The organism is Streptomyces sp. RG80, from assembly GCF_040446465.1.
Lineage (GTDB): Bacteria > Actinomycetota > Actinomycetes > Streptomycetales > Streptomycetaceae > Streptomyces.
The window spans coordinates 162,702-187,967 of the sequence record NZ_JBEAAJ010000004.1 but is presented as its reverse complement, the minus strand read 5'-3'; the positions used below and the strand labels follow the sequence as shown (position 1 = coordinate 187,967).

Annotated in this window: 21 protein-coding genes; 10 read left to right on the top strand and 11 right to left on the bottom strand. The window is 68.0% G+C overall.

Annotated features, from left to right (window positions below; all coding sequences use genetic code 11):
• Nucleotides 1-2 precede the first annotated feature (2 nt).
• From rnpA to ABKA17_RS14895, 8 genes are all read left to right on the top strand, one after another.
• Nucleotides 3-374 carry a ribonuclease P protein component gene (gene rnpA / locus ABKA17_RS14930; protein WP_353692516.1) on the top strand — a complete coding sequence of 124 codons (372 nt, stop codon included), beginning with the start codon at nt 3-5 and terminating at the stop codon, nt 372-374.
• A complete protein-coding gene (yidD, locus tag ABKA17_RS14925) occupies nt 371-724 on the top strand; it encodes a membrane protein insertion efficiency factor YidD (protein WP_353692515.1) in 354 nt (117 codons plus the stop codon). Before rnpA ends, yidD begins: the two co-directional genes overlap by 4 nt.
• Nucleotides 725-727: 3 nt before the next feature.
• Nucleotides 728-2,008, top strand: coding sequence for a membrane protein insertase YidC (yidC, locus tag ABKA17_RS14920; RefSeq protein ID WP_353692514.1), 1,281 nt, complete (start codon nt 728-730; stop codon nt 2,006-2,008).
• 15 nt (nt 2,009-2,023) lie between these two features.
• Nucleotides 2,024-2,536, top strand: a complete 513-nt coding sequence (locus tag ABKA17_RS14915) for a Jag family protein (protein WP_353692513.1) — start codon at nt 2,024-2,026, stop codon at nt 2,534-2,536.
• Nucleotides 2,537-2,663: 127 nt separating this feature from the next.
• A complete protein-coding gene (gene rsmG, locus ABKA17_RS14910; protein WP_353692512.1) occupies nt 2,664-3,383 on the top strand; it encodes a 16S rRNA (guanine(527)-N(7))-methyltransferase RsmG in 720 nt (239 codons plus the stop codon).
• 333 nt (nt 3,384-3,716) lie between these two features.
• Nucleotides 3,717-4,790, top strand: a complete 1,074-nt coding sequence (locus tag ABKA17_RS14905) for a ParA family protein (RefSeq protein WP_353692996.1) — start codon at nt 3,717-3,719, stop codon at nt 4,788-4,790.
• Nucleotides 4,787-5,887, top strand: coding sequence for a ParB/RepB/Spo0J family partition protein (locus ABKA17_RS14900; protein WP_353692511.1), 1,101 nt, complete (start codon nt 4,787-4,789; stop codon nt 5,885-5,887). The genes ABKA17_RS14905 and ABKA17_RS14900 overlap by 4 nt, the downstream gene beginning before the upstream one ends.
• A 322-nt stretch (nt 5,888-6,209) precedes the next feature.
• A complete protein-coding gene (locus ABKA17_RS14895; protein ID WP_353692510.1) occupies nt 6,210-6,827 on the top strand; it encodes a GNAT family N-acetyltransferase in 618 nt (205 codons plus the stop codon).
• Between the two features lie 76 nt (nt 6,828-6,903).
• Here the strand turns inward: ABKA17_RS14895 and trxA are convergent, their stop codons facing one another.
• The 7 genes from trxA to ABKA17_RS14860 form a co-directional block, all read right to left on the bottom strand.
• A complete protein-coding gene (gene trxA / locus ABKA17_RS14890; RefSeq protein ID WP_003991504.1) occupies nt 6,904-7,236 on the bottom strand; it encodes a thioredoxin in 333 nt (110 codons plus the stop codon).
• Nucleotides 7,237-7,281: 45 nt separating this feature from the next.
• Nucleotides 7,282-8,250, bottom strand: coding sequence for a thioredoxin-disulfide reductase (gene trxB, locus ABKA17_RS14885; protein ID WP_353692509.1), 969 nt, complete (start codon nt 8,248-8,250; stop codon nt 7,282-7,284).
• Nucleotides 8,251-8,413: 163 nt separating this feature from the next.
• Entirely contained in the window at nt 8,414-9,280 is an 867-nt protein-coding gene (locus ABKA17_RS14880; RefSeq protein WP_353692508.1) for an anti-sigma factor family protein, read from the bottom strand.
• The gene (gene sigM / locus ABKA17_RS14875; RefSeq protein WP_353692507.1) at nt 9,277-10,002 is read right to left on the bottom strand and encodes an RNA polymerase sigma factor SigM; all 726 of its coding nucleotides are present in this window, start codon (nt 10,000-10,002) and stop codon (nt 9,277-9,279) included. Before sigM ends, ABKA17_RS14880 begins: the two co-directional genes overlap by 4 nt.
• A gap of 29 nt (nt 10,003-10,031) precedes the next feature.
• Complete coding sequence (locus ABKA17_RS14870) at nt 10,032-11,750, bottom strand: protein kinase family protein (protein ID WP_353692506.1); 1,719 nt, start codon at nt 11,748-11,750, stop codon at nt 10,032-10,034.
• A 138-nt stretch (nt 11,751-11,888) separates the two neighbouring features.
• Nucleotides 11,889-14,141: a murein biosynthesis integral membrane protein MurJ gene (murJ, locus tag ABKA17_RS14865; RefSeq protein ID WP_353692505.1), complete on the bottom strand. Its 2,253-nt coding sequence runs from the start codon at nt 14,139-14,141 to the stop codon at nt 11,889-11,891.
• Between the two features lie 47 nt (nt 14,142-14,188).
• Nucleotides 14,189-16,561 carry a DUF6049 family protein gene (locus ABKA17_RS14860; protein ID WP_353692504.1) on the bottom strand — a complete coding sequence of 791 codons (2,373 nt, stop codon included), beginning with the start codon at nt 16,559-16,561 and terminating at the stop codon, nt 14,189-14,191.
• A gap of 246 nt (nt 16,562-16,807) precedes the next feature.
• Between ABKA17_RS14860 and ABKA17_RS14855 the strand changes: the two genes are divergently transcribed.
• Nucleotides 16,808-18,250 carry a CCA tRNA nucleotidyltransferase gene (locus tag ABKA17_RS14855; protein WP_353692503.1) on the top strand — a complete coding sequence of 481 codons (1,443 nt, stop codon included), beginning with the start codon at nt 16,808-16,810 and terminating at the stop codon, nt 18,248-18,250.
• Nucleotides 18,251-18,441: 191 nt separating this feature from the next.
• On the opposite strand, the gene ABKA17_RS14850 is transcribed toward ABKA17_RS14855, so the two are convergent.
• The 4 genes from ABKA17_RS14850 to ABKA17_RS14835 form a co-directional block, all read right to left on the bottom strand.
• On the bottom strand, nt 18,442-18,942 hold the full coding sequence (locus ABKA17_RS14850) for an LppU/SCO3897 family protein (RefSeq protein WP_353692502.1): 501 nt from the start codon (nt 18,940-18,942) through the stop codon (nt 18,442-18,444).
• A 123-nt stretch (nt 18,943-19,065) separates the two neighbouring features.
• Entirely contained in the window at nt 19,066-20,328 is a 1,263-nt protein-coding gene (locus ABKA17_RS14845) for an MFS transporter (RefSeq protein WP_353692501.1), read from the bottom strand.
• Between the two features lie 99 nt (nt 20,329-20,427).
• A complete protein-coding gene (locus tag ABKA17_RS14840; protein WP_353692500.1) occupies nt 20,428-21,510 on the bottom strand; it encodes an inositol-3-phosphate synthase in 1,083 nt (360 codons plus the stop codon).
• A 44-nt stretch (nt 21,511-21,554) separates the two neighbouring features.
• Nucleotides 21,555-22,238, bottom strand: coding sequence for a PadR family transcriptional regulator (locus ABKA17_RS14835; RefSeq protein WP_353692499.1), 684 nt, complete (start codon nt 22,236-22,238; stop codon nt 21,555-21,557).
• A 738-nt stretch (nt 22,239-22,976) separates the two neighbouring features.
• Here ABKA17_RS14835 and ABKA17_RS14830 point away from each other — a divergent pair.
• Nucleotides 22,977-25,223 (top strand): transglycosylase domain-containing protein, encoded by a 2,247-nt coding sequence (locus tag ABKA17_RS14830; RefSeq protein WP_353692995.1) that lies wholly within the window; start codon nt 22,977-22,979, stop codon nt 25,221-25,223.
• Nucleotides 25,224-25,266: the final 43 nt, after the last annotated feature.

The following is a 25,266-nucleotide window of genomic DNA, read 5'->3' as shown; positions in this document are numbered from 1 at the left end:
TCGTGCTGCCTACCGAGCATCGGCTGAGGCGGCGCGAAGACTTCGCGACCGCGGTACGACGAGGGCGCCGGGCTGGACGCCCGTCCCTCGTCGTCCATCTTCGTAGCGGTGCCACGGACCCGCACGCGCCTGGGGAGAGCGCTCCCCCGACGCGTGCGGGTTTCGTCGTGAGCAAGGCCGTGGGCGGTGCGGTGGTGCGCAACAAGGTGAAGCGCAGACTTCGCCATCTGATGCGCGACCGGGTCGACCTGTTTCCCCCCGGTAGCCTGGTAGTCGTACGAGCGCTGCCCGGTGCGGGTGACGCCGACCATGCACAGCTGGCCCGAGACCTGGATGCCGCCGTCGAGCGGCTGCTGGGAGGGGGCGCGCGATGAAGTACCCGCTGCTGGCTCTGATCAAGCTGTACCAGTGGACGATCAGTCCACTGCTGGGGCCTGTCTGCAAGTACTACCCGTCGTGCTCCCACTACGGCTACACGGCCATCGACCGGCACGGTGCTGTCAAGGGCACGGCACTCACGGCCTGGCGGATCCTGCGGTGCAATCCGTGGTCGCTGGGCGGTGTGGACCATGTTCCGCCCCGCAAGCGTCCGCGGTGGCACGAAATGCTGCGTAACGCCTGGCGTGCACGCAAGGGCGGGCCCTCCGCCGCCGAAACGGCCATTGAAGGACAGACGCCTTCGAGCCCGGCCGCAGAGACACCGTCCCATGCCCAAGGAGCATGATTAGTGGACACGATTGCCAGCCTTTTCAGCTTCATCACGACACCTGTCTCCTGGGTCATCGTCCAGTTCCACAAGGTGTACGGCGCCGTCTTCGGCCCTGACACCGGGTGGGCCTGGGGCCTGTCGATCGTGTCCCTGGTGATCCTGATCCGTATCTGCCTGATCCCGCTCTTCGTGAAGCAGATCAAGGCGACCCGGGCCATGCAGACGCTGCAGCCCGAGATGAAGAAGATCCAGGAGCGCTACAAGAACGACAAGCAGCGCCAGTCCGAAGAGATGATGAAGCTGTACAAGGAGACGGGTACCAACCCGCTCTCCTCGTGCCTTCCCATCCTGGCGCAGTCCCCGTTCTTCTTCGCGCTGTACCACGTGCTCAACAGCATCGCGAACAACGACACCATCGGCTCCATCAACCAGAGCCTGTTGGACAGTGCGCAGAAGGCGCACATCTTCGGTGCCCCTCTGGCCGCGAAGTTCACCGACAGCTCCGCGGACGTCACCGCGCTGGACGCGAATCTGACCAGCGTCCGTATCGTCACCGCGGTCATGATCGTCCTGATGTCGGCGTCGCAGTTCTACACGCAGCGCCAGCTGATGACGAAGAACGTCGACACCACCGTGAAGACGCCGTTCATGCAGCAGCAGAAGATGCTGATGTACGTCTTCCCCGTCATGTTCGCGGTCTTCGGCATCAACTTCCCCGTCGGTGTCCTCGTCTACTGGCTGACCACCAACGTGTGGACCATGGGCCAGCAGATGTACGTCATCCACAACAACCCGACCCCGGGTTCCAAGGCCCAGGCCGCGTACCTGGAGCGCCTGACCAAGCACGTCACGCACCACGGCAAGACCCGCAGCCGTGGCGAGAAGGCCATCGTCAAGGCCATTGTGGCCAAGGGTCGCGACCGCAACGAGTTCGAGCGCAAGTTCATCAACGCGCTGAGCAAGACGGGCCTCGTGGCCCAGGCGGACGGCACCGTGGTGAAGGGCGAGGCCCAGGCCGTCGCCCAGAACGAGGACGGCACGCCGACGGCCACGGGCGGTACTCCCAAGCGCCAGCAGCCGAAGCGGCAGTCCAAGTCCCAGCGTCAGTCCGGTGCCGCTGCTCCGGGTGCTCCGAAGGCGGCCGGCGAACCCACGTCGCTGGAGAAGGCCGACGAGCCCGAGGACGCCAAGCCCGCCGCCACTCCCGCCAAGAAGCAGTCCGGCGGCGGTACCCGCAGCAAGGCCCAGTCCGGACAGCGCAAGGGTCCGCAGCGGCCCAAGTCCCCGTCCAAGAAGTAAGAAGGAGTCCATCCCGTGACGGAAGGCACCACCTCCGCCGCTGCCGAGGGTGTAGACACCCTGTCCCGCCTGGAGCAGGAGGGCGAGATCGCGGCGGACTACCTCGAGGGTCTGCTCGACATCGCCGACCTCGACGGCGACATCGACATGGACGTCGAGGCCGACCGCGCCGCTGTGTCGATCATCAGCGACTCCGGCGGCCGCGACCTGCAGAAGCTGGTCGGCCGGGACGGCGAAGTGCTGGAGGCGCTCCAGGAGCTCACGCGCCTGGCCGTGCACCGGGAGACCGGGGACCGCAGCCGTCTGATGCTGGACATCGCGGGCTACCGCGCCAAGAAGCGTGCCGAGCTCTCCGAGCTGGGTGCCAAGGCCGCAGCCGAGGTCAAGAGCACCGGCGAGCCCGTGAAGATGCAGCCGATGACCCCGTTCGAGCGCAAGGTCGTGCACGACGCGGTCAAGGCCGCCGGTCTGCGCAGCGAGTCCGAGGGCGAGGAGCCGCAGCGCTTCGTCGTTGTGCTCCCCGCCTGATCGGTCCGTACGTTCCTCCGGCCCCGTCTGTAGCGCAGACGGGGCCGAACTTTGTCAGCCTGATAGTTCTGGTGGTTGTGGTGATCGGCGCCGCGTGCGCCCATCGTGGTACGGAAGGACGGTCCCCGTGACGGAGGCAGCGGAGCTTCCCCCCGCGCCCGAGCAGGCGCGCGAGGTGTTTGGCGATCGCTACGCGGACGCGGTGCGCTACGCGGAGCTGCTCGCTGAGGCGGGCGTGCAGCGCGGTCTCATCGGCCCGCGTGAGGTGCCCCGGCTGTGGGAGCGGCACCTGCTGAACTGCGCGGTGCTCTCGGAGGTCGTCCCCGAGGGCGTGACGGTGTGCGACGTCGGCTCGGGCGCCGGGCTGCCCGGCATTCCCCTGGCGCTCGTCCGGGAGGACCTGAAGATCACGCTGCTGGAGCCCCTGCTGCGGCGTACGACCTTCCTGACCGAGGTCGTGGAGCTGCTGGGCCTGGACCATGTGACGGTCATGCGCGGCCGCGCCGAGGAGGTCATGGGCAAGCTGCCGCCGGTCCATGTGGTGACGGCACGAGCCGTGGCCCCGCTGGACCGACTGGCGACCTGGGGCATCCCGCTGCTGCGCCCGTACGGCGAGATGCTCGCGCTCAAGGGCGACACGGCGGAGGAGGAGCTCAAGGCGGCGGGCACCGCACTGAGCAAGCTGGGCGCTGTCGAGACGTCGGTCCTGCAGGTCGGGGAGGGCGTGGTGGATCCCCTGTCCACAGTGGTGCGGGTCGAGGTCGGTGAGAGCCCCGGCGGTGTGCGTTTCGCGGCGAAGCGGGCCAAGGCGGCTCGGACGGGGCGGGCGCGGAGGCGTCGGGGATAGCCGGGGTGGAGGTGGCGTCGGGGGCAGCTTGTGCTGACGGGGACGGCTTGTGCCGACGGCGTCATTGATCCGTCCTGACGACGAGACGTACTCCACACAAGCTGCCAAACCTACGCATGCCGGAGTGTCGCGACAGTTCGGCGCCGCGGGCTGTGCATCGTGTTTCACGTGAAACGTCGCTCACTGCTGCACGGCATCATCAGCCGTGGTCGCGCTGCGGCCGAACCTCGCGACCGGAAGCCTCTCGGGTCACTTGGAGAGGTAACGGAGTTGTCCACAGAGGTGGATTTCTCCACAGAACACCAGGCCTCACTGGTTCACGACCCCGAAGACATGGGAGGCTCTGTTCATTGCGAGCCTGAAGTCGAGGAGAGTGAATCCTTGCGGTCCGACGCCAACATCGCGGGACCGATGACCGATCCGGTCCCCGGTCCCCGTACCGAATCGATGAGGGGCGATGTTTCACGTGAAACATTGCCCCCTATGGACGACACTCCCATCGGTCGTGCTGCCCAACAGGCGGTAGAGGCTCTGGGCCGCGCCGGCGAGGGCCTGCCACGGCCCGAGCAGACCCGCGTCATCGTGGTCGCCAACCAGAAGGGTGGCGTGGGTAAGACGACTACTACGGTCAACCTCGCCGCTTCGCTGGCGGTGCACGGCGGCCGTGTCCTCGTGATCGACCTCGACCCGCAGGGGAACGCATCCACGGCCCTGGGTATCGACCATCACGCCGAAGTGCCTTCGATCTACGACGTGCTGATCGACAGCAAGCCGCTGGCCGAAGTGGTCCAGCCGGTGCCGGATGTCGAGGGCCTCTTCTGTGCTCCCGCCACGATCGATCTCGCCGGCGCGGAGATCGAGCTGGTGTCGCTGGTGGCACGTGAGAGCCGGCTCCAGCGGGCCATCCAGGGGTACGAGCACCCGCTCGACTACATCCTCATCGACTGCCCGCCCTCGCTCGGTCTGCTGACGGTCAATGCCTTGGTCGCCGGCGCCGAGGTCCTCATCCCGATCCAGTGCGAGTACTACGCGCTGGAGGGGCTGGGGCAGCTGCTGCGCAACGTCGATCTGGTACGGGGGCACCTCAACCCCGACCTGCACGTCTCGACGATCCTGCTCACCATGTACGACGGCCGGACGCGCCTTGCGTCCCAGGTCGCGGACGAGGTGCGCACCCACTTCGGCGACGAGGTGCTGCGGACGAGCATTCCCCGCTCGGTCCGTATCTCCGAGGCGCCGAGTTATGGGCAGACGGTGCTGACCTACGATCCAGGATCGAGCGGTGCCCTCTCCTATCTTGAGGCGGCACGAGAAATCGCGCTGAAGGGCGTGGGGGTCGCCTACGACCCGACGCAGGCCCATATCGGCACCCAGAGCAACCCGAGCATGGTGGAGGGCATTCAGTGAGCGAGCGACGGAGGGGTTTGGGCCGTGGGCTCGGCGCACTGATCCCTGCTGCCCCGACGGAGAAGACACCGGCTCCGGCCGCGGTCGGGGGCGCCGGTTCCGCGTCTCCGAGTGCCGTACCGGTACTGACGACCGACCGCGGAGTGGCCGCGGCGAAGGTGGCCACGCTGCCGCCTGTTGCACCTGAGGCTGAGGAGCCGTCGCTGAACGGCTCCGCGGAGACCTTTACGGCTCCGGTCGGCGCCCACTTCGCCGAGCTGCCCCTCGACTCCATCACCCGGAACCCCCGCCAGCCGCGTGAGGTGTTCGACGAGGACGCTCTTCAGGAGCTCGTCACCTCCATCAAGGAGGTCGGTCTCCTCCAGCCGGTCGTCGTACGGCAGGTCGGTCCCGGGCGCTACGAGCTCATCATGGGTGAGCGGCGCTGGAGGGCCAGCCGCGAGGCGGGCCTGGACGCGATCCCTGCGATCGTGCGGGCCACGGAGGACGACAAGCTCCTCCTGGACGCCCTCCTGGAGAACCTGCACCGGGCTCAGCTGAACCCGCTGGAAGAGGCCGCCGCCTACGACCAGTTGCTGAAGGACTTCAACTGCACGCACGACCAGTTGGCGGACCGCATCGGTCGTTCCCGTCCGCAGGTCTCCAACACCCTGCGTCTGCTGAAGCTCTCGCCGGCTGTCCAGCGCCGGGTGGCTGCCGGGGTCCTCTCCGCCGGGCACGCGCGGGCCCTGCTCTCCGTCGAGGACTCGGAGGAACAGGATCGCCTGGCCCACCGGATCGTCGCCGAGGGTCTCTCGGTGCGTGCCGTCGAGGAGATCGTGACCCTCATGGGATCGCGGCCGCAGACGGCTCAGCGTGCCAAGGGGCCGCGGGCGGGCACCCGGGTCTCCCCGGCGCTGACCGACCTTGCCGGCCGTCTCTCGGACCGCTTCGAGACCCGGGTGAAGGTCGATCTGGGGCAGAAGAAGGGCAAGATCACGGTCGAGTTCGCCTCTATGGAGGACCTTGAGCGGATCCTTGGTTCGCTCGCCCCCGGCGAGGGGCCGGTTCTTCAGAAGAGCCTTCTGGACGGCGATGCCGAGGACTCCGAGGACTGACCCTGCGGTCGGCAGGGCGTGATGCCCGACGGCCGATGGAGCGGGCTGTGTGCGGTGTGTACCGGACACAGCCCGCTCTTTGCTTTCAGGCGGTATCGAGGCAATCACATCGTGGATACGATGCGATCGGGTATGGCGCAACCACCCGGCAGCACCTTCAGGGGAGGGCAGGTGTCATGCGAACGGTGAGCCGTAACGGACTGGTGAGCGCGGGCCTGGGGCTGGGCGCGGTCGGCGGCTTCGTCGGCAGCTTGCTCCGGGAACGGAGCGCTCTGACAGCCGCCCGCGATGCCGCGGGCGAGGGAAGCGAGGAACAGCCTTCATGGGGCGTCGGCTCGTACCGCTCACGCTGGACAACCTTCAGGACGTTCCCAAGCGTTGCCGCTCGTGTGTCTTCTGGGAGCTGGACCCAGTCAGTGGCGAAGCCGCGGTAAGAGCGGGCACGTCTGCCCTGGAGAAGGAATCCTGGATCTCCGCCGTCCTGCTGGACTGGGGGTCGTGCGGCCGAGTCGTGTATGTCGACGAGGTCCCGGTGGGCTTCGTGCTCTACGCTCCGCCGGCCTATGTCCCCCGCTCGACGGCATTTCCCACGAGCCCTGTCTCGCCCGACGCCGTACAGCTGATGACAGCGTTCATCATGCCGGGCTATCAGGGGCAGGGGCTGGGCAGAGTCATGGTCCAGACGGTGGCCAAGGATCTGCTGCGACGGGGCTTCAAGGCGATCGAGGCGTTCGGGGACGCCCGTTGGAAGGAGCCGGCCTGTCTTCTGCCCGCCGACCACCTTCTGTCGGTCGGCTTCAAGACGGTTCGCCCCCATCCCACACATCCCCGTCTGAGGCTGGAGCTACGGACGACGCTCTCCTGGAAGGAAGACGTGGAGATGGCGTTGGACCGGCTTCTGGGGGCCGTACAGAAGGAACCGGCGCTACGGCCGCTGTGAACGAGAAGGGGCCGGCCCTCACGGGCCGGCCCCTTCATGTTTCACGTGAAACGTCGCTCCGCTTTCACGGGGAGCGTCACTCCGCGATGAAGTCCTCGAGGTCGCGAACGATCGCAGCCTTCGGCTTCGCGCCGACGATGGTCTTGGCGACCTCGCCACCCTGGTAAACGTTCAGGGTCGGGATGGACATGACGCCGTACTTGGCGGCCGTACCCGGGTTCTCGTCGATGTTCAGCTTGACGACCTCGATCTTGTCGCCGTACTCGGCGGCGATCGCCTCGAGGGACGGAGCGATCTGGCGGCACGGACCGCACCAGGCGGCCCAGAAGTCCACCAGGACGGGCTTGTCGCTCTTGAGGACGTCCTGCTCGAAGGAGTCGTCGGTCACGTTCTTCAGGGTGCCGGCCACGGCGGGCTCCTTAACTGGTTGTGCGGGGGTGGGGTGGAAGGGGGATCAGACAGCGGTCTTCTCGGGCTCAGCCTGCTCCTCGTCCGCGAGGGCGGCGAGGAACCGCTCGGCGTCGAGGGCGGCGGAACAGCCGGTGCCGGCCGCGGTGATCGCCTGACGGTAGGTGTGGTCGACGACGTCACCGGCGCCGAAGACACCCGTCAGGTTGGTCCGCGTGGAGGGGGCTTCCACCTTGAGGTAGCCCTCCTCGTCCAGGTCCAGCTGGCCCTTGAAGAGTTCGGTGCGCGGGTCGTGGCCGATCGCGATGAACAGGCCGGTCACCGCGAGGTCCGAGAGCTCGCCGGTCTTGAGGTTGCGCAGCTTCAGCCCGGCCAGCTTCGGGTCACCCTGGATCTCGGCGACCTCGCTGTCCCACACGAACTTGATCTTCGGGTCGGCGAAGGCACGCTCCTGCATCGCCTTGGAGGCGCGCAGCGTGTCCCGGCGGTGGACGATCGTCACGGACTTGGCGAAGCGCGAGAGGAAGGTGGCCTCCTCCATCGCGGTGTCACCGCCGCCGATCACGGCGATGTCCTGGTCCTTGAAGAAGAACCCGTCACACGTGGCGCACCAGGAGACACCGCGCCCGGAGAGCGCGTCCTCGTTCGGCAGACCGAGCTTGCGGTGCTGCGAGCCGGTGGTGACGATGACGGCCTTCGCCTGGTGGACCGTGCCCGCGGTGTCGGTGACGGTCTTGATCTCGCCGGTCAGGTCCACGCTGACGACGTCGTCCGGAATGAGCTCGGCACCGAAGCGCTCGGCCTGGGCGCGCATGTTGTCCATGAGCTCGGGGCCCATGATGCCGTCCTGGAAGCCCGGGAAGTTCTCCACCTCGGTGGTGTTCATCAGCGCACCACCTGCGGTGACGGCGCCCTCGAAGACCAGCGGCTTCAGCGACGCGCGCGCGGTGTAGAGCGCCGCCGTGTAGCCGGCGGGCCCGGAGCCGATGATGATCACGTTACGGACGTCGCTCACGGCTTGGTTCCTCGTCTCTGGACTGCGTCAGTACGGCCGGCGGGAGCCCCTCTCAGAACTCTCACCCCACCCAACGGATCCTACGGGGCGCGCATTCCCGGTGTGTCCGGGCACACGGAGGGGCGACACCGTACGGGATACCACGCTGGAGGGAGACGAAGCGTCAGCCCGTGGGACGCGCGTAGGACTGCGTCAGCAGAATCTCCGCCGGAGCCGAGGAATCGGTCTCGCAGGAGGCGTCGACCACGTAGGCGTCGACCCGGCTGGTGTCCTTGACGTCGTCCATCAGCACGAGATACGCCGGGTCGTCTCCGTACGTGCCCTTCTTGGCGGCCAGAGCGTCGTCGTCGCGACCGATGCCCTTGAGGACGCACGCGGGCACCTGAGGGATGGTCTTGTTCTTGAGGTTGTTCTCGGGGATGTTTTTCGCCCCGAAACTGTGGGGTGTACGTGAGACTCCCATGGAACTCCGTGACAGAAGCTCGGAGACCTCGGTCTCGACCTTCTTCCCGGAGAAGGCGTCAGCCTGTGCGGTGGGGTCGGACGGCTTGCCGTCGTTGAACGAGGACAGCAGCACTGAGCCGAGCCCGAGGGCCGCGACCGTGAACACCGTGCCGAGGACGGCGATCCTGCGGCGCCCGTCACGGGGCCGGCTCTTGCGTCCCGGGCCGGTGGTGGAGACACGGGCGTGACCGGTGGGACGGTCTGCCGGCACCGATGTTTCACGTGAAACATGCGACCCGGCGAGCACGGGAGTGTCCGTGGCACCGGGGGCTGTGGAGTTGAGCAGAGCTTCGGCGGCCAATGCGGCGTCGATACGTCCGGTGACGTCGTCGGGCATGCGCGGCGGGCCCGGCATCGACCCGAGGAGACTGCGGATCTCCTCCAGGGACGCGTGGACGTCGGCGCAGAGCTCACACTCGTCCAGATGCAGCCGTACGTCCGTGGTCCGGGACGGGGGGAGAAGGCCCTCGGTGAGGTCGGAGATCTCCGCGACGTCCGGGTGCCCGGCCGTGTCTGTCGATGTCACGCTCGCCCACCTCCGCCCTTCACAGCAGCTGAATCGCCTGGACCTGTCTCGCGGGGACCCGTGTCGTGAGGTTCCGCTGCGGGTGGGACGGATGTCCCCTGCACCCGGTTCCGTCCTTCGCCAGGTTCTCTGCCGCCACCGGACTTTTCCGGCCGCAGGTGAGCGAGGAGGGGGAGGAGTCTGGCTCTGCCGCGGGCGCAGCGGCTCTTCACCGTGCCGGTCGGGACGTCGAGCATGCTGGCGGCCTCGGCGACCGGGTAGCCCTGCATGTCCACCAGAACGAGGGCGGCACGCTGGTCGGGCGGAAGCGTGCCGAGGGCTTCCAGGAGCTGGCGGTGCAGATCATTGCGTTCCGCGGGCGCCGACGCCGACTCGTGCGGCTCCAGGAGCTGCTCCAGCCGCTCGGTGTCGTCGACCGGGGACGTCTTGCGGGAGGCCGCCTTGCGGGCTCGGTCGAGACAGGCGTTCACTGTGATGCGGTGCAGCCACGTCGTGACGGCCGACTGGCCGCGGAAGGTGTGGGCGGCCCGATAGGCGGAGACGAGAGCGTCCTGGACCGCGTCAGCGGCTTCCTCGCGGTCTCCGAGCGTCCGCAGGGCCACGGCCCACAGGCGGTCCCGGTGACGCCGTACGAGCTCGCCGAAGGCGTCGGGATCGCCGTCCACGTGACGAGCGAGGAGGTCCTGATCGCTTGCGTCGCCGTATGCGGTGCCATCTGCCATCGGACCCCCTCCCCTGGGATGCGGTGCGCTCAGCCCTTGAACGTCACGTCGGTGACGGCCTGCTTGTAGCCGGCGCCGCTGTAGCCGTCGGAGGGCGCGTTCGGTACGGCCGTGATCCACAGCAGCACGTACTGGCTCTTGACCTTCTTCGACGCCTTCACCGTAAGAGAGTTGCCATTGGTGGTGGCGGTTCCGATCTCGGTCATCCCGTCGACGCCTGTCGAGGGCGAGAGGCCGTCCGCGGCGTAGAGCTTCACGGTCGTGTTGTTGCCCGCGTATCGAAGCCCTATCGACGCCGTCGAGATCTGCTGCGAGGAGCCGAGGTCGTAGACGATGCCCACGCCCGGCTTGTAGGGCGCGAGCGTCGGACCTTCGTTGTAGCGCTTGGTGCGCCAGAAGGTGGAGCTGTCGCCGTCGTAGGTCAGATCGACGTCATCGGGGGCCTGGGCGTCGCCGCTCGCGACATACTCCCGAGCTCCCTTGATGGCGAGCGTCTTGGGCGCCTTGACCTTGTCGCCGCCCTTGTCGTTGTCGTCCGTCGTCTGCGTCTGGTTCGTGTCGTCGGGCTTGTTGCTCTGGTCCATCAGGGCGTCCGCGAGCTGCCAGCTGCCGAGACCCAGGGCGGCGATCAGCAGCGCCGACACGGCCCACTTCAGGGCCCTGCCGGTGCGGCTCTGCAGCGGCGGCGGAGGGGCCGACATCGGCTGAGTGACGCCCGGGTGCGGCGCCGGGCGGCCGTAGGTGCCCTGCTGGTACGTCGTGCGCTGGTACTCGGGCGGCGCGGTGAACGCCGGCTCCGGCGGGCGGATGCGGGGCATCTCGCCGATCGCCTTCACCAGTTCCTCCGGCGTCGTACACGCGGACTCGTGGCGGGAGGCGGTCGCGCCGTCGTTGACGAGCGCACGCATCGACAGCTCGGACAGGCCGCGGTGGACGCCCGCGCGTACCTGGTCGGGGGCGATCAGGCCGACGTCCTTGGGCAGCCCGGACAGGCCGTAGGCGTCGTTCTCGTACGGCCAGCGCTGGGTGAGTCCCGCGTACAGCAGGGCGCCGATGGCCTCGGTGTCCGTGCGCTGCGGGGTGTCGGAGGTGATGCCGCGCAGCGCGGCGTTCACGGCGAGGCCGCGGATGCGCCACTGGCCGCTCGAGGTGCGCAGGACCGCGTTGGGGTTCAGGCGCAGATGTGCGAGGCCCTCGCGGTGGGCGGCCGCCATGGCGGAGGCGACCTGGCTGACCATCTGGTAGGCGTCGTGCGGCTCCAGCGGCCCGGGGGCCAGGAGCGTGGTCAGCTCAGTGGCGTCGGGCAGCCATTCGTGGACGACGTAGACGAGGTCGTTCTCCTCGACGGCGTCCAGCACCTGGACGAAGCGCGGGTCGCCGAGCAGCGCGGACGAGCGGGCCGCGGCCAGCACGGAACGCGCCCGTGAGTGGTCCGCGGGCAGGATGTGGACGCCGACGGCACGGCGGAGTTTCTCGTCGACCGCACGCCAGCTGCTGAAGCCGTCCAGACGGGTGACGCACTCCTCGAGCCGGTAGCGTCTGGCGAGCTTGTGGCCGCTGTGCAGCTCGGGCGGTGAGGCCTTTTCGGGACTCTCGGTCCCGCCACTCCCCTGTGCCTCGTTGTTGTCCGTGTCCCGCTCCCGGTTCTGGGCCACCCCGTCGGCCGTGGACTGGTCCGCGTCTGCGGTCAGCGGCTCGTCGCCGCTGTTGTCTGCCACGTCGACGGCAGCCGTGCTCCGTTCCGCCACCGTCGTTCCTGCCTCCCCATTCATTGCGCGCCGACCGACTTCCGTGCGCGCCGTCCGACGCCGAGACCAATTGTGCCCACAGTCCGCCGCTATGCACGACACACGGTGGCGGGCGATGGTTGTGCGCGTACCCCCCAATCAGCGCCCCAGCCGTCCGCGCACCATGCCGACCAGGGAATTCAGCTCCTCGATACGCATCTTGCGGGCCGCCACAAAGAAGATCCCGAGCAGCACCGCGCCACCGGCGATCAGGGCGGCGAATGAACCGACCACGCCCTGGCCGAGCGTATGGCCGATGCCGTAGCAGGCCGCGCCGCTGAGCACCGCCGCGGGCACCGAGGCGATGCACAGTCTGGCGTATGTCCGCATGACCCGCGTGCCGTCCAGGTCGCCGCCGAGCTTCTTGCGCAGCCGGTTCCAGGCGACGCCGACGCCGATCGCGTAGGCGAGGCCGTAGGAGGCGGCCATGCCGACGACAGCCCAGCGGGCCGGGATGACGAAGTAGCAGACGGCGGAGGCGATCGCGTTCACGGCCGCCACGATCACCGTGTTGTAGAAGGGGGTCCGGGTGTCCTCGTAGGCGTAGAAGGCGCGCAGGACGACGTACTGGACGGAGTACGGGATCAGGCCGAGGCCGAAGGCCATCAGCATGAAGCCCATGTTCGTGGCCTGGTCGGCGCCCGAGGAGCCGAAGATCAGGGTGCACATCGGGATGCCGAGGGAGACGAATCCGAAGGCGATGGGCACGATCGCGACGGCTGTCGTGCGCAGGCCCTGGGAGATGTCGTCCCGGACGGCGCCGCTGTCGTCCTCGGAGGCCGAGCGGGAGATGCGGGGCAGCAGGGCGGCCATCAGGGAGACCGTGATGATGGCCTGCGGCAGACCCCAGATCAGCTGGGCGTTGGCGTAGGCGGCGAAACCGGTGCCCTTGACGCCGGAGTCGAAGCCGGCGGCGGTGGACAGCTGGGTGACCACGAGCGCGCCCGCCTGGTTGGCGAGGACGAACAGGATCGTCCACTTGGCGAGCATCGCGGCCTTGCCGAGGCCGTGGCCCTTCCAGTCGAAGCGGAGCCGCAGCCGGAAGCCGGTCTCGCGCAGGTACGGGATCATCGCCAGGGACTGGACGACGAGGCCGAGCAGAACACCGATGCCGAGGAGTCGCTGGCCCTCCGGCGGGATGTTCGTGACCTCCATGCCGGAGCGCTCCGCGGTGCCGTACACCCACAGGAACATCCCGAGCGTCACGATGATGACGACGTTGTTGAGGACCGGGGTCCACATCATCGCGCCGAACCTGCCGCGCGCGTTGAGGATCTGGCCCATCACCACGTGGACGCCCATGAAGAAGATCGAGGGCAGGAAGTACCGGGTGAAGGTGACCGCCACCTCGTTGGCGGCCGGGTCGTTGGCCACCTTCGCGGACAGCGCGCTGACCAGGAGCGGCGCGGCGAGCATGGCGATCGCCGTGAGGGCGGCGAGCGCGACCATCACCAGGGTCAGCAGACGGTTCGCGAACGCCTCGCCACCGTCCTCGTCGTCCTTCATGGCACGCACCAGCTGCGGCACGAAGACGGAGTTGAGGCCGCCGCCGACGGTCAGGATGTAGATCATCGTCGGCAGCTGGTAGGCGACCTGGAAGGAGTCGCCGAGGAGGCCGAGGCCCAGAGCGGAGACGATCATCGCCGAGCGGACGAACCCGGTGAGCCGCGACACCATCGTGCCCGCCGCCATCACCGCGCTCGACTTCAGCAGACCGCCGGCCTTCCCGCCCTTCTTCGCCGGAGCCGGCGAGGCCGGAGGCGGTACGGGGGCGGTGCCCAGGTTCATGGTCCGGTCCGCGGAGGGCGGCATGGGCGGCACGGCGCCCGGGACCGGTGCCGGGGACGGGCCGGGGACAGACGGGGGCTGGTAGGACGGGTTTCCGCCGCCCTGCTGCTGGTCCCGGAAGAGGTGGGCGAAGGCGTCCGGCTCGTGGCGCTCCTCGGCGGAGTGCGTGACGAGGTCGTCGACACCGACGTACTGGGTGGTGCGGGGATCGTCGCCGTACGGAAGGTACTGGGTCGGGCCGTCCGGTTCGGGCGCCGGCGTCTGTGCCCACACGTGCGGGTCGGGGGCGTACGGCGACTGCTGCGGCTGGGCGTACAACGGCTGCTGTGGCTGGTAGGTGCCCGGGGGCGGCGGGGGGTGCGCGGCGCGGTCGTAGAGCGCCTCGGCGACCGGGTCCTGGGCGGAGAGGTCCTGTGCCCGGTAGGGGTCCTGGTCGTAGGCGTCCTGGAGGTACATGTCCGCCGGAGGCTGCTGCGGTACCTGGCCGTGCTCGGGCGGCGGGCCCTCGGGGTGACCCGGGCTGCCCGCGGCCTGGCCGCGGTCACCGTCGTACGGCGCGTTCATGGTTACCCCACCTCATCGTCCCGGGCCCATCGACGGCCACGACATCCTCAACGGTCCACTCTCTCACCCGTGCCGGACGGGTCGGCGCTTTCCGCTGCGGTGTCCGGTGCAGGGTCACTCGCCTGCTGCGGGTCGTCTGCCCCGCGTCGAGTACCGGACTCCTCCGTGGGACGGTCCTCGGGGGCCTCGAGGTTCTCCGAGCCGTCCGCGGCCTCGTCGGCCTGGCCGGCCTCGTCGAGGTCGGCCTCCGCGGCCTCCCGCGCTGCGGCGCGCTTGCGCTGCGTGTACATCCGGAAGCCGGCGAGGACCAGCAGGAGGAAGCCGCCGCCGATGACCAGCATGACCGTGGCCGTGAACTCGGTGACCCTGACGTCGAACTGGACCGGATCGCCGTAGGCCTGGCCGTCCTCCGTGTACAGCTGGGCGGTCACCGTCGCCCGGCCGTTGGCCTGGGCCGAGGTGGTGAACTTCACCGACTGGCTGTGCCCGCCGGAGACCTCGACCCGCTGCTCCTGGTAGTCGCCGTCGCCGATCTTGAGGCGGGTGGGGCTTGTGGAGGTGAGCCGCAGAACCAGGTGTTCGACGCCCTGCACCAGATTGTTCTGCACGGTCACCGGGATCGTGGCGCTGCGTCCGGAGAGCTTGGTCTCCGACTTGTCGATCAGCTTGACCTGGTCGGCGAGGGATTCGAGGTAGACCTTCACGCTGGTGCGGTAGCGCTGCGCCTCGGCGGCACGGCCGCGCCACGACGTGGACATCTCCCGGTTCATGGCCCGCCCGAAGGGGGTCACCACGCGGGACTGGTCGCTGAGGATGACCTTGAACTTGTCGAGCTCGCCCTGTGTGGTCGCGATCTCCTCGAAGGCCGCCTTCGGCAGTTCCCGCTTACGCAGGGAGGACGGGTACGCGGACGTCGGCGGCACCTTGGTGGTGGCGCTCGGGTCCGGCTTCGCGGCGGCGGCCGCAGTGAGGTCCTGGGCCTGGGACCAGTTCCCGTCCTGGAGGGCGGCAACGGCCTCGGCCATCGCCCGGGCCTGGCTCGCCGTCGCCATACGCTGCGGGGCGACGACGATGCTGCGCTGCTTGTCGGTCTGGACGTTGAGCGCCAGGCTCGACGCGAGGAACTTCTGCACGGCGAGCGTGGCGGTGGAGGCCTTCGTCAGATCGCCCTCGAAGGCCGTGGACAGCCGGGCGTCCGCGACGACCGCCGTGGTGCCGCCGCCGATGGGACGGGCCGCGGAGGGCGTGTACGTCAGTCCGCCGGTCTCCTGGAGGCTGTCGCTGCGCGCGATCACCTTGTCGGCGCCGGCGGAGGTGGCGACCTTGACGATCGACGGGTCGACGGCACCCTCGACGGGCCACGCGAAATCGGTGCTCGGCGTCACGTGCAGCACCGTCTTCACCGTGGTGGTGGCGGCGTCGGTGGCTTCCTTGAGGTGGCTCAGCGAACCGGTGACAGTGGTGCCGTTGTGGGCGAGGGAGGCCAGGTCCGGATCGGAGAAGGGGAGGGCGACGACCTCCTTGTCCGCGACCGCTTCCTGGAGCTCGGCCAGCCACTGCATCGCCACCCGCTGATGCGTGCCCGCGACGGTGCCGCTGCTCGACTCGACACGGTAGGTGCGGGTCATGGCGTCGACCGAGGCCAGCAGGTCCGGGTCGATCACCCACGTGACGTCCAGCTCCTTGCCCAGGGAAAGCATCTGCTCCAGGCGGCCGCCCGGGGCGATCTCCTTGGCGAGGTCGTCGTCGAGGAAGACCGGCGTCTGCTGTTCGTTGGACCCCGTCTCCGCCGTCATGTGGACGGTGGAGACGAGCGGCCACAGGACCGTCGTCTTCGTCTTGGTGTCGGCGCCCTCGGGCTGCCACGGAAGGAACGTCCGCTGGATGCCGAGCACCTGCTGCCACTGCTGCGCGGACGTCTCTCCGGTCAGGGAGACGCCGAGCTGGTAGACGCCGTCCGCGCCGAGATCCAGCTCGTCGACCGGCACGGAGATGCTGAAGTTCTGGGCCACGCCCGGGGCGAGCTTGGTGAACTTCTCGACGTACTTGCCGCCGACGACGGTCCCGTCGAGCCCGGGCTGGAAGTCGGTGCGCTGGGCGACGGTGTCGATCGCCGAGCGAGTGCTGAGCTCCGGTCCCATGCGCAGGTCCACCTGAGCGTCGGTGACCGCCTGCTTGCCGTTGTTGGTCACGGTGCCGGACACGGTCAGCGTGTCGCCGTCCGTGGGGGCGCTGGGGGTGAGCGTGTCCAGGGAGACGTCCACGGTGCTGGAGCCGGACGCGGCTTCGGCGGGCGCGGCGGCGGGCAGCTGGAGCAGTCCGGCCAGCAGGGGCGCCCCCGCGAGCAGGGCTCCGGTGCGCCGCAACCAGCGGCGGGCAGGTGAGGGACTCATCCCCTGGAAGTCTGCCGCCTCGGCCACGCGCTCGCCCGTCCCTCGTCGTCGTCAGTGGTCGTCGGAATGTGCGTCCACGCATGGTAACGATGCGCGCTGAGGGGAAGTGCCGCGGTCTGCTCCACAAGATCGGGAGAAGAGTCCGGGGCGTCCTGTATGTGTACGTATAAAGGGGAGCGATTCCGTACGTCTGCGGCATCGGCCGCGCGTAGGTATCTGTGCAGATTTAATGGAGGCGCTCGGGGTCGCCCAGGCCACGTACCCTCTTCTGTTGTGCCGAACGCCAACGAAGAAACCCCCAGTGCCCTGAGCCAGGTGCAGCTCCGCGCGGTCAGTGAACTGCTGCGGGTCGCTCCTGTCGCCGACGACCTTGCCCGCCGTTTCCAGGAGGCCGGGTTCTCTCTCGCCCTGGTCGGCGGCTCGGTCCGGGACGCGCTGCTCGGCCGGCTCGGCAACGACCTGGACTTCACGACCGACGCCCGCCCCGAGGACGTGCTGAAGATCGTGCGCCCGTGGGCGGACGCCGTCTGGGAGGTCGGGATCGCCTTCGGCACGGTCGGGGCACAGAAGGACGGCTACCAGATCGAGGTCACCACCTATCGGTCGGAGGCGTACGACCGGACCTCGCGCAAGCCCGAGGTGTCGTACGGCGACTCCATCGAGGAGGACCTCGTCCGCCGTGACTTCACGGTGAACGCGATGGCGGTCGCACTCCCGCAGAAGGAGTTCATCGATCCGCACGGCGGTCTGGACGACCTCGCGGAGCGGGTGCTGCGCACGCCGGGTACTCCGGAGGAGTCCTTCTCGGACGACCCGCTGCGGATGATGCGGGCCGCGCGCTTTGCCGCCCAGCTCGACTTCGAGGTGGCTCCCGAGGTCGTCACCGCGATGACGGAGATGTCCGGGCGGATCGAGATCGTCTCCGCCGAGCGGGTGCGGGACGAGCTGAACAAGATGATCCTGTCCGCCCACCCGCGCAAGGGCCTGACCCTGCTGGTCGGCACGGGGCTCGCCGACCATGTGCTGCCCGAGCTTCCGGCCCTGCGCCTGGAGAGCGACGAGCACCACCGGCACAAGGACGTCTACGAGCACACGCTGATCGTCCTGGAGCAGGCGATCGCGCTGGAGGACGACGGCCCCGATCTGGTCCTGCGCCTGTCCGCCCTGTTGCACGACATCGGTAAGCCGCGCACGCGTCGTTTCGAGAAGGACGGCCGGGTCTCGTTCCATCACCACGAGGTGGTCGGAGCGAAGATGACCAAGAAGCGGATGACGGCCCTCAAGTACTCCAACGAGTTGGTGAAGGACGTCTCGCACCTGGTCGAGCTCCACCTGCGCTTCCACGGATACGGCACGGGCGAGTGGACGGACTCCGCGGTCCGTCGCTATGTCCGCGACGCCGGCCCCCTCCTCGACCGCCTCCACAAGCTGACCCGCTCCGACTGCACCACACGGAACAAGCGCAGGGCGGCCGCGCTGTCGCGTGCGTACGACGGCCTGGAGTCGCGGATCGCCCAGCTCCAGGAGCAGGAGGAGCTCGACGCGATCCGCCCGGATCTGGACGGCAACCAGATCATGCAGATCCTCGGCGTGGGGCCGGGTCCGGCTGTGGGGCGCGCGTACAAGCACATGCTGGAGCTGCGGCTGGAGAACGGGCCGATGGGCGAGGACGCGGCGGCCAAGGCGCTCAAGGAGTGGTGGGCCGAACAGGCCTGAGGCTGCGGGAGGCAGGGGCATGTTTCACGTGAAACATGCTGTCTCCGTCGTTCTCTTCAAAGTCGTTCTCTTCAAACGCGAGGGTGCCGTATCCCAGAACGGGATACGGCACCCATCTACGCTTCGTTGCGATGTTTCACGTGAAACACAGGCCGCTCAGCGTATGGCGCGCTCGGCGCCTGACGCGAGGCCTACTTGGGCGAGTAGTCCGAGAGGCAGAGCGTGAAGTCCTTGCTGCCGCCCGTCTCGGTGTACTCCGAGTACTTGGTGCGGTCGCATCCCTCGGTGGTGCCGTCCTTCTTGTCGGCGACCTTGTACTTCGCCTTGGAGTCGCTGCAATCCACGACCTCCAGGCCCGGGTCGGTCGTGCTGTCCGGGTTGGAGATGCTCATGCAGTCGCCGACCTTGGCCTGGTCGGCGTCGTCCCGGCTCGCTATGTAGCCACCGATCGCCACGCTGACGACGGCGACGGCGATGACGATGTTCTTGATCGTCTTGAAGCTGAGCTTGCGGCGGGGCTGCTCCGGCGGAACCGGCGCGTACGGAGCCGTGCCCTGCGGGGGAACGCCAGGCTGGCCCTGGGCGTAGGGGTTGCCGCCCTGGGGCGGGTACGGGGCCTGGCCCTGGGGCTGGCCGTAGGGCTGCTGGCCCTGAGCGAACGGGTTCTGGCCCTGGGGCGGCGGAGTAGACACTTGGGGGTCCCCCTAGAACATGGGTGTGTGACACGCATAAGGAGCGAGTAAGACGCACGTAAGCTACCGGGCTCCACTGACACTCCTGCAATCCAGGGGGGCTCTGTGGCATTGATGTGACACTTACCGGCGTTCAAAGCGGGTCATAGCCACCGCAATTGCACCGTAGATAACGGCCACCGTGACCACCAGCACCACAGAACGCCCGTCCGGCGGCAGCATCAGGGCGGCCATGCCCGCCGCGCCGACGAAGGCGACGTTGAACAGCACGTCGTAGACGGAGAAGATCCGGCCCCGGAAGCCGTCGTCGACCGAGGACTGCACGATGGTGTCCGTCGCGATCTTCGCGCCCTGGGTGGTCAGACCCAGGACGAACGACGCGGCGAGCATGGGCCCGACGGCGAACGAGAGGCCCAGGGCGGGCTCCAGGACCGCGGCGGAGGCCGCGCACACGGCGATCCAGCGTCCCGGGCCGAGGCGTCCCGCTGTCCAGGGCGTGAGTACGGCCGCGACGAAGAAGCCGGCGCCTGAGATGCCCAACGCCAGCCCCAGCAGGGCGAGTCCGTCATCGGTGGTCGAGGTGAACTCGTACCGGCAGAGCATCAGCAGCATGACCAGCAAAGCGCCGTAGCAGAACCGCATCAGGGTCATCGCGGCGAGCGCCCGGGCGGCCTGTCGGCGCGGTGGAGAGGTGAGGTGGCGTACGCCCGCGACCAGGTCGTGCGCGGTGCCGGAGAGCGCCGCCGAGAGGTGCGGTCGTACCAATTCCTGGTCTGGGCCCAGGAGCTCACGTGACATGCGCAGCGACGCGAGCGCCGCGCACAGGTACAGGGCAGCGCCGAGCAGGACCACGGCCGCGTCGGAGTCCGCGAGCACGATGCGTACGACGAAGGCCAGTCCGCCGCCGGCGGTCGCGGCGAGCGTGCCGGCGGTCGGGGACAGGGAGTTGGCGATGACGAGGCGTTCGTCGTCGACCACGCGCGGCAGTGCCGCGGACAGGCCCGAAAGGACGAAGCGGTTGACGGCGGTGACGGAGAGGGCGGAGACGTAGAAGAGCCAGTCCGGGGCGTGGCTGACCATCAGGACGGCTGTCGCCGTGGCCATCGCCGCGCGCACCAGGTTGCCGTAGAGGAAGACCTGGCGGCGGCGCCAGCGGTCCAGGAGAACGCCGGCGAAGGGGCCCACCAGGGAGTAGGGGAGTAACAGGACGGCCATGGCGGAGGCGATGGCGGCGGCCGAGGTCTGCTTCTCCGGGGAGAAGACGACGTAGGCGGCGAGTGCGACCTGGTAGACGCCGTCGGCGCCCTGGGAGAGCAGGCGTACGGCGAGGAGGCGTCTGAAGCCCTGGAAGCGGAGCAGGACGCGCAGGTCACGTACGACGGCCATGGGGCACAGCCTCACACAAGGGGAGGGTCCCCGGGCGGTACAACCCGGGGACCCTCGACACAGCCCTGGCAGGAGCGTTTTTCAGTGAGCCTCGGCGCCTTAGCGCTCGACCTCGCCCTTGATGAACTTCTCGACGTTGGCGAAGGCCTCGTCGTCGAAGTACTGAACCGGCGGGGACTTCATGAAGTACGAGGACGCCGACAGGATCGGACCACCGATGCCGCGGTCCTTGGCGATCTTCGCGGCGCGCAGGGCGTCGATGATGACACCCGCGGAGTTCGGGGAGTCCCAGACCTCGAGCTTGTACTCCAGGTTCAGCGGGACGTCGCCGAAGGCACGGCCCTCGAGGCGGACGTAGGCCCACTTGCGGTCGTCGAGCCAGGCCACGTAGTCCGAGGGACCGATGTGGACGTTCTTCTCGCCCAGGTCGCGGTCGGGGATCTGCGAGGTGACGGCCTGCGTCTTCGAGATCTTCTTGGACTCGAGACGGTCGCGCTCCAGCATGTTCTTGAAGTCCATGTTGCCGCCGACGTTGAGCTGCATGGTGCGCTCGAGACGGACACCGCGGTCCTCGAACAGCTTCGCCATCACACGGTGCGTGATGGTGGCGCCGACCTGCGACTTGATGTCGTCACCGACGATCGGGACGCCCGCCTCGGTGAACTTGTCCGCCCACTCCTTGGTGCCGGCGATGAAGACCGGAAGGGCGTTGACGAAGGCGACCTTGGCGTCGATGGCGCACTGGGCGTAGAACTTCGCCGCGTCCTCGGAGCCGACGGGCAGGTAGCAGACGAGGACGTCGACCTGCTTGTCCTTGAGGATCTGGACGACGTCGACCGGAGCCTCGGCGGACTCCTCGATGGTCTCGCGGTAGTACTTGCCGAGACCGTCGTGGGTGTGGCCGCGCTGAACCGTGACGCCCTTGTTCGGGACGTCACAGATCTTGATGGTGTTGTTCTCGCTGGCACCGATGGCGTCCGAGAGGTCGAGGCCGACCTTCTTCGCGTCGACGTCGAAGGCGGCGACGAACTCGACGTCACCGACGTGGTAGTCGCCGAACTGGACGTGCATCAGACCGGGCACCTTGGACGCCGGGTCGGCGTCCTTGTAGTACTCGACTCCCTGAACCAGCGACGCGGCGCAGTTGCCCACACCGACGATGGCTACGCGAACCGAACCCATTCCGGTTGCTCCCTGTGTGTATGAGTGAGGCCCTGATCGGGCGCTCACGTGGCGGTGTCGTCGGGCGTATCCGACCGGGGGGTGTCCCCGGACCGGGGCAGGTTGCCCGTCGCTCCAGATGTGTTGTTCTGCTGAGCGGACCCCTCTGACGCGGACCCCTTGAGGTCCCGTCCGGCCCGCTCGCTCTCGATGAGCTCGTTCAGCCAGCGCACTTCGCGCTCCACGGACTCCATTCCGTGGCGCTGGAGCTCGAGCGTGTAGTCGTCGAGGCGCTCCCGGGTGCGCGCGAAGGAGACGCGCATCTTGTCCAGCCGGTCCTCCAACCGGCTGCGGCGACCCTCCAGCACGCGCACGCGTACATCGCGCGACGTCTGCCCGAAGAAGGCGAAACGTGCGGCGAAGTGCTCGTCCTCGTAGGCATCGGGGCCGGTCTGCGAGAGCAGGTCCTCGAAGTGCTCCTTACCTTCCGCCGTCAACCGATAGACGATCTTGGCGCGACGCCCCGCGAGTGTTGCGGCGAGAGCGTCCTCAGGAGCGTTCCCCGGTTCCTCGATCAACCAGCCGTTGGCGACCAGCGTCTTGAGGCAGGGGTAGAGCGTGCCGTAGCTGAACGCTCGGAACACACCCAGTGACGTATTGAGTCGTTTGCGCAGCTCGTAGCCGTGCATCGGGGACTCGCGGAGTAGGCCGAGTACGGCGAACTCGAGGATCCCGGAACGCCGGCTCATGATCGCCTCCTCTCGGCCTTTGTCTCGCTTATCTCGCTCTGATGTATCGACTCGATACATCACGACGATAGAACGGCCTTCCGGATGCGACAAGTGGGAAGGCGGTGAACGGGATCACATCACCGATTCGTTGCAGGCAAGTTGCCTGATTTGGGGTGAACTTCGGGACTCGGCGGGTTTTGACGGTGCGTAGTCTGTGCGGCATGCACACCACCGGGAACCGAGTGACGCATGGGGGCGTCCTTGTCCCCGGTGCAGTACGGGTGAATGCGAAAGCGACCCCATCCGTACTTCGGGGGGACCGGAAACCAGCCGCCGTTTCCAGGCGCGCACGGGTGCGCCTGCCCGAGGAGTAGTCGTTCGATGAGCGAGCACCGTCGCAAACCGCCGCAGCCGCAGGGAGGCGGACGTGCCGCGGCCCGACGCGGCCAGTCCGGCTCGTCCTCCGGCCGCCGTGCGGCACCGCGTGGCGCCACCGAGTCTCCTTCCGACTCGTACGGGTCGGATTCATACGGGTCGGGAGGCGAGGAGCGGTCGTACGGCGGCCGCGCCGAGGCCCGGCGCGCGACACAGAGAAGCGGGGGCAGCCGACGCAGAGCGGCCGAGCCCGCCGGCCGTGGCGCCCGACGGGGTGGGCCGGGCGGCTCGACCGGACCTGGCCGGGGCCGAGCCCCCGTTTCGAGCAAGAAGCGGTTCATCGACTATCCGCGCGCGGGCAAGTACGGCTGGCAGCGCTGGATGCCGTCCTGGCGGCTCGTCTCCGGACTGTGCCTCGCGTTCTTCGGTGGCCTGGTGGCTATCGCGGGTATCGGGTACGCGATGGTCGGGATCCCCAGCGAGAACGCCGCGGCCAAGTCGGAGAACAACGTCTACTACTGGGCAGACGGCTCCCAGATGGTCGCGACGGGCGCCGGCGCCAACCGGCAGAACGTCACGATCGACAAGATCCCCAAGGCCATGCAGTACGCCGTGATCTCGGCCGAGAACAAGAGCTTCTACTCGGACTCGGGTGTCGACCCCATGGGCATTGCCCGAGCGCTCGCCAACATGGCGCGCGGTGGTGACACGCAGGGTGGTTCGACGATCACCCAGCAGTACGTGAAGAACACCTACCTGAGCCAGGAGCAGACCGTCTCCCGGAAGTTCAAGGAGATGTTCATCTCCATAAAGGTGGGCACGAAGCTCACCAAGGACGAGATCCTCCAGGGCTACCTGAACACCTCGTACTACGGCCGTGACGCGTACGGCATCCAGGCCGCCGCGCAGACCTACTACGGCGTGGACGCCGAAAAACTGACGCCGAGCCAGTGCGCCTTCCTGGCCGCGCTGCTCAAGGGGCCGACGTACTACGACCCCGTGGACAACACGAGCTACGACAAGTCGGCGACCAAGGCGAAGAACACCGAGCGGTCCAAGTACCGCTGGGGCTGGATCCTCGAGCAGATGCACGACGACAAGCATCTGACGGACGCCGAGTACCAGACCGCCATCAAGAAGTACCCCATGCCCCAGGGCCTCAAGGCGACCAAGGGTATGACCGGGCAGATCAGCTACCTGGTCGACACGGCGAAGAAGTACGTGCTGGCCCACTCGAAGATCTCGCGGACCGAGTTCGACCAGGGCGGCTACCAGATCTACACGACCTTCGAGAAGAACAAGGTCAATGCTCTGGCCAAGGCCGTCAAGAAGATCGAGGACGAGAAGATCGACCCCGAGAAGCGGGAGCTGGACAAGCACGTCCAGTTCGGTGCGGCGTCGGTGAGGCCCAAGGACGGTGCGATCGTCGCGCTGTACGGCGGCGCGGGGTACGAGAACGACCACTTCAACAACAACGCGGACACCTCTGGTGTGCCGGTCGGTTCTACATGGAAGCCGTTCGTGATGGCGGCGGCCATGCAGTACGGCACGTACAAGGATCCGGACGTCGGTGTCTCGCCGCTGAGCAAGTACAACGGCAACGACCATCTGAAGGTCAGGAACAACGACGGCTCGTACGTTCTGAAGAAGGACAACTCGGTCTTCTACCAGGAGAACGAGAGCGACTATCCCTGGGGCTACATCAGTCTCCGCAAGGCGATGGAGCAGTCCGTCAACACCCCGTTCGTACAGCTCGGCATGGATGTGGGGATGAGCAGGGTGCGGGACGTGGCCAAGGCGTCCGGCATCCTGGATCAAAGCTTCGAAACGCTCAACGCGTCGTTCGCCCTCGGTACGTCGACCCCCAGCGCGATTCGTATGGCTGACGCCTACGCGACGTTCGCCGCGTCCGGCAAGCACGCGGACCCGTACTCCGTGACCGAGGTCAAGAAGGACGGTCAGGATCTGCCGGGCTTCGACAAGCCGAAGGTCACGCTGGCGATGCCCGAGAACGTGGCGCACAACGTCACGGACATGCTCGAGAACGTCGTCGAGAACGGAACCGGTCAGAACGCCAAGGCCCTGGGACGCGCGGCGGCCGGCAAGACCGGTACCACCGACAGCAACAAGTCGGCGTGGTTCGTCGGCTACACCCAGCAGCTGTCGACATCGATCGCGATGTTCCGAGAAGACCCCAAGAACAGCAAGCTGCTCTCCATGAACGGCACGGCGGGTGAGGACTCCATCCACGGTGGTGACATCCCCACGTCGATCTGGACCGAGTACATGAAGGCCGCGCTCAAGGGCGCCAACGATCCCGGCTTCCCGGATGCCGAGAAGATCGGTGAGATCCAGGACGAGGACGGCGCTCCGTCCCCGACCCCGAGTGTCACCGCGACGCCCAGCCCGACGCCGAGCGTGACGGCCAGCCCGACCCCCAGCCCGACCCTCACGGCTCCCTCGCCGTCGGCCACGGAGTCCTGCTTCGGCTTCCAGTGCGCGGACACCGGAGGAGCCAACTCCGGCGGCACCACGGACGGAGGCACGACCTCCACACCAACGGCCACGGAGACGGACAGCACCAGAGGCAACGGCAATGGAGGCATCTTCGGAGGATCGACCGGTTAGCCGCCATATCGCCCGCCGAGGGTGTTTCACGTGAAACATGGGC

Bases quoted from the DNA above. Each gene is read 5' to 3' on its own strand.
- ABKA17_RS14905 (WP_353692996.1), top strand. From the start codon at position 3,717: ATGGGAGGCTCTGTTCATTGCGAGCCTGAAGTCGAGGAGAGTGAATCC.
- ABKA17_RS14830 (WP_353692995.1), top strand. From the start codon at position 22,977: ATGCCGTCCTGGCGGCTCGTCTCCGGACTGTGCCTCGCGTTCTTCGGT.
- ABKA17_RS14835 (WP_353692499.1), bottom strand. From the start codon at position 22,238: ATGAGCCGGCGTTCCGGGATCCTCGAGTTCGCCGTACTCGGCCTACTC.
- sigM (WP_353692507.1), bottom strand. From the start codon at position 10,002: ATGGCAGATGGCACCGCATACGGCGACGCAAGCGATCAGGACCTCCTC.
- murJ (WP_353692505.1), bottom strand. From the start codon at position 14,141: ATGAACGCGCCGTACGACGGTGACCGCGGCCAGGCCGCGGGCAGCCCG.
- yidD (WP_353692515.1), top strand. From the start codon at position 371: ATGAAGTACCCGCTGCTGGCTCTGATCAAGCTGTACCAGTGGACGATC.
- ABKA17_RS14840 (WP_353692500.1), bottom strand. From the start codon at position 21,510: ATGGGTTCGGTTCGCGTAGCCATCGTCGGTGTGGGCAACTGCGCCGCG.
- ABKA17_RS14895 (WP_353692510.1), top strand. From the start codon at position 6,210: ATGGGGCGTCGGCTCGTACCGCTCACGCTGGACAACCTTCAGGACGTT.
- ABKA17_RS14845 (WP_353692501.1), bottom strand. From the start codon at position 20,328: ATGGCCGTCGTACGTGACCTGCGCGTCCTGCTCCGCTTCCAGGGCTTC.